This is a genomic window from Methylophaga sp. UBA2689 (assembly GCA_002354555.1).
Taxonomy (GTDB): Bacteria; Pseudomonadota; Gammaproteobacteria; order Nitrosococcales; family Methylophagaceae; genus Methylophaga.
Genome location: DELT01000039.1, coordinates 58109 through 61681 on the forward strand (window position 1 = coordinate 58109; position 3573 = coordinate 61681).

The window sequence follows — 3573 nt, forward strand, 5'->3', positions numbered from 1 at the left end:
GTGGCACCATAAATTTCAGGCTCGCGCTGACCCAATAAATTCAGATTGGGGCCATGCAATACTAGAAATTTCGCCATAATAACTACACACCAACACTGGAAATATAAGCCGGGATTTTGCACCAGCTAACGCTTTATTGTCCAGCTTTTTAACTAAAAATCCGGCTTTTTGTCGCTAATTTCGTCGAAATAGAGAAGTTCTTGCAGTTTTAATTATCTGGCCTGAAAATCCGCCAGATGAGCGTTCAACTGGGCGGCTGAGACGTGCCCGACCAGACGATGTTCAGCAGATTCTTCTGCATTTTCGTCAAAAAACAACATGCTGGGTGGACCGAATACTCGCAGTGATTTTAACAAGGCTTGATGCGCATCGGTATTGTCAGTGAGATCCACTTTTAACAAAGTAAAATTCTGCAACGTCCTGATGACCTCGGCATCACGGAAAGTAGTCTGTTCCATGTTTTTGCAATCGGTACACCAGTCGGCATAAAAATCGAGCATCACTGGCTGATTACTTTGCTCCAGCTGAGTCTGCAGTTCCTCCAGTGAATTGACATAGGTAAATTGCAGACCGGGTTGAGTGGCTGTTGTGCCCGGCGAAAGGCTTAATTTGTGCAGCGGTTGTAAAATGGATTGTCCGCCGCTGGCACTGCCAATTAGCATCAATGCACCCGTGATAAGTGACAACAGTCCCAGACCTTTCCAGAATTTTTGCCAGCCAGTTGCTTCAATCGGCAGATTGTTGAGAGCGCCCAGATACACTGCGGTCATCACCAACAGGGCACCGCTCATAAACAGAATGGCCCAACCCGGCAGAATGCGATCCAGCATCCATATCGCCAAAGCGATCAGCATCACACCGAAAAAAGCCTTGATATTTTCCATCCAGCGTCCGGCTTTGGGTAGCAGGGTTCCGGCTGAGGTACCAATAATCAGTAACGGTATTCCCATGCCGATACTCATCGCAAATAATGCCGCCCCTCCCAGCACCGGATCTGCGTGCTGACTAATAAATAATAAGGCACCTGCTAATGGCGGAGCCAGGCAAGGCCCGACAATTAATCCTGATAGCAGCCCCATCAATACCACGCCAGCTAATGTACCACCTTGCTGACGGTGGCTGAGTTGATGCAATCGCTGTTGCAGGCCATGTGGCAGCTGCAATTCATAAAAGCCAAACATCGATAACGCCAGTAATATCAAGATGCCAACAAAGCCTGATATTACCCACGGATTTTGCAGCATGGCCTGGAGATTGCCGCCGAGTAAACCAGTCAATACACCCGCTACTGTATAAGTGACGGACATGGCCAGCACATAGGTGAGTGACAGAATAAATGCCCGGCGGGTCGTAATATGTTCGCCCTGACCGACAATAATGCCGGAAAGAATCGGAATCATCGGGAAAACGCAGGGGGTAAAGGCCAGCAATAAACCCAGTCCCAGAAAGCCAAGCAGAATTTGTAACAGATTGTCATTTTGCAGACGTTGTGAAATTTCATCCTGCTGACTGACTGGCGTTGAGGACAGGAGTGGAGCAGGTGAAGTGGTTTGTATCTCAGCGGTTGCAGTCTCGCTTACTGCGGTTGTTGCCGGTAACTCTAGCTCGAAGGTTTTGCGGGTAGGCGGGTAACAGATACCAAAGGTTTCAGAGCAACCCTGATAATGTGCCGTTAATGTGATGCTGGTCGATTCGGACTGGGAACGTATCAGTGGCAGCTTGATCTGCACATCACTGGTATATACTTCGGATAAACCAAAATACGCATCATTTTTTATATGTCCGCCGGGCAAAGTGAATTCGCCCAACTGAACAGAGTCATCACTGGTTATTTCGAAGCGGATTTTATCCTGATACAGATAATTTCCTTCCATTATCCGCCAGCCTGCCAATATTATTTCGGGATCAGTAACGACCGCTTCAAAGTCAAAAGCTTCATCAACTTCAGGGGGAGAGTCTGCACTGTCGAAACCAAATTTCTCCAACAGACTAGGGCGCGCCTGTGCGGAAAAACTGCTGAGCAGCATAAGCAGGATTAAAAATTGTTTCATTACGTTATCGCCACTGATTCATTGCAGTTACAGACCATTCTAACAGTCGAACGTTACACGGGTGAAAGCAACAGGATGTCATGTTGTCTTTAAACTGTAATAATTGCCCTCTTTTTTGGCGAAACACAGGTGTCTTGTGGAAATCAAAACCATTCATAAACTTGAAAAACAGGCCTACAAAAAAAGCCATGCCGAATTAGCCAGAATAGGCTTTGCCCTCTTTTTCCTCGCTGGCATTCTTGCATACAGTTTTGCTACCTCCGGTGGCGTTCCCAATAACCTGTTTCTGGCTATTGCCGCCGTGTTTGGTGGTTATATGGCAATGAATATCGGTGCCAACGATGTGGCCAATAATGTTGGCCCGGCGGTGGGCTCCAAGGCGCTGACTATGGGCGGCGCGATTATGATTGCAATGATTTTTGAGGCAGCCGGTGCCTTTATCGCCGGTGGCGAAGTGGTGTCAACTATTAAAGGTGGCATCATTGATATTAAGCAATTTGGTACCGATACCGAAACCTTTGTCTGGGCCATGATGGCTGCATTATTAGCAGCAGCTTTATGGCTGAATCTGGCGACCGTTGCCGGAGCGCCAGTATCAACTACTCACTCGATAGTAGGTGGTGTAATGGGTGGCGGTATGGCTGCAGCCGGCTTCGGTATTGTTGACTGGGGCACCATGGGCGCCATTGTCAGTTCCTGGATTATTTCGCCATTGATGGGGGGCATTATTGCAGCCTCTTTTTTATTGGCTATTAAGAAAACCATCATCTTTCGCGACGACAAAATCCAGGCTTCCTATCGCTGGGTGCCTATTTATGTTTCGGTTATGGCCTGGGCCTTTTCTACCTATTTAGTAACGAAAGGCCTTAAGCAGGTATGGGGGCAACTTATTAACACCCTGAATGGGTTGCCACTTGTTGATCTGGCCCCTCAATCCAAACCCAGTTTTTTTGCAGCTGCGTTGATTGGTTTTTTGATTGGGGTGCTGGTGTTCTGGATAGTTAAAAAATCTCTGGCCAGTAACCTGCAACACATGAAAAATGATCGTGCCAGTGTCAATGCACAATTCACTATTCCATTGATCTTCGCTGCGGCCTTGTTAAGTTTTGCTCATGGTGCAAATGATGTGGCAAATGCCATCGGTCCTCTGGCAGCAATAAATGACGCCATTATGTCCGGTGGTATCACCGATAAAGCCGGTATTCCACTTTGGGTCATGGCTGTAGGTGCGTTAGGTATTGCTATTGGTTTGGGCCTGTATGGTCCAAGACTGATTCGTACTGTAGGCGGTGAAATTACCGAGCTGGATCAGATGCGAGCCTATTCAATCGCTATGGCTGCTGCTTTGACAGTCATCATTGCCAGTCAGCTCGGGTTGCCGGTCAGTACAACGCATATTGCCATTGGTGGGGTATTTGGGGTTGGGTTCCTGCGTGAATGGCTGGATGAATCAAATAAAATCGAACGCCAGATTGATCGCGAAAAAGCCGAAATCAAAGATGATAAAAAGATGCTTAATGCA

At 47.4% G+C, this 3573-nt stretch carries 3 protein-coding genes; 1 reads left to right on the forward strand and 2 read right to left on the reverse strand.

Annotated features, from left to right (window positions below; translation table 11 throughout):
- Both B3M51_RS14395 and dsbD read right to left on the reverse strand, forming a co-directional pair.
- Positions 1–77 (reverse strand): type II 3-dehydroquinate dehydratase (locus B3M51_RS14395; RefSeq protein ID WP_349676693.1); only part of this gene is annotated, 77 nt, incomplete at its 3' end.
- Positions 78–212: 135 nt separating this feature from the next.
- Positions 213–2051 carry a protein-disulfide reductase DsbD gene (gene dsbD, locus B3M51_RS04360; protein WP_292757079.1) on the reverse strand — a complete coding sequence of 613 codons (1839 nt, stop codon included), beginning with the start codon at positions 2049–2051 and terminating at the stop codon, positions 213–215.
- Between the two features lie 136 nt (positions 2052–2187).
- Between dsbD and B3M51_RS04365 the strand changes: the two genes are divergently transcribed.
- Positions 2188–3573: inorganic phosphate transporter (locus tag B3M51_RS04365; RefSeq protein WP_292757081.1), on the forward strand; the 1386-nt coding region annotated here is incomplete at its 3' end.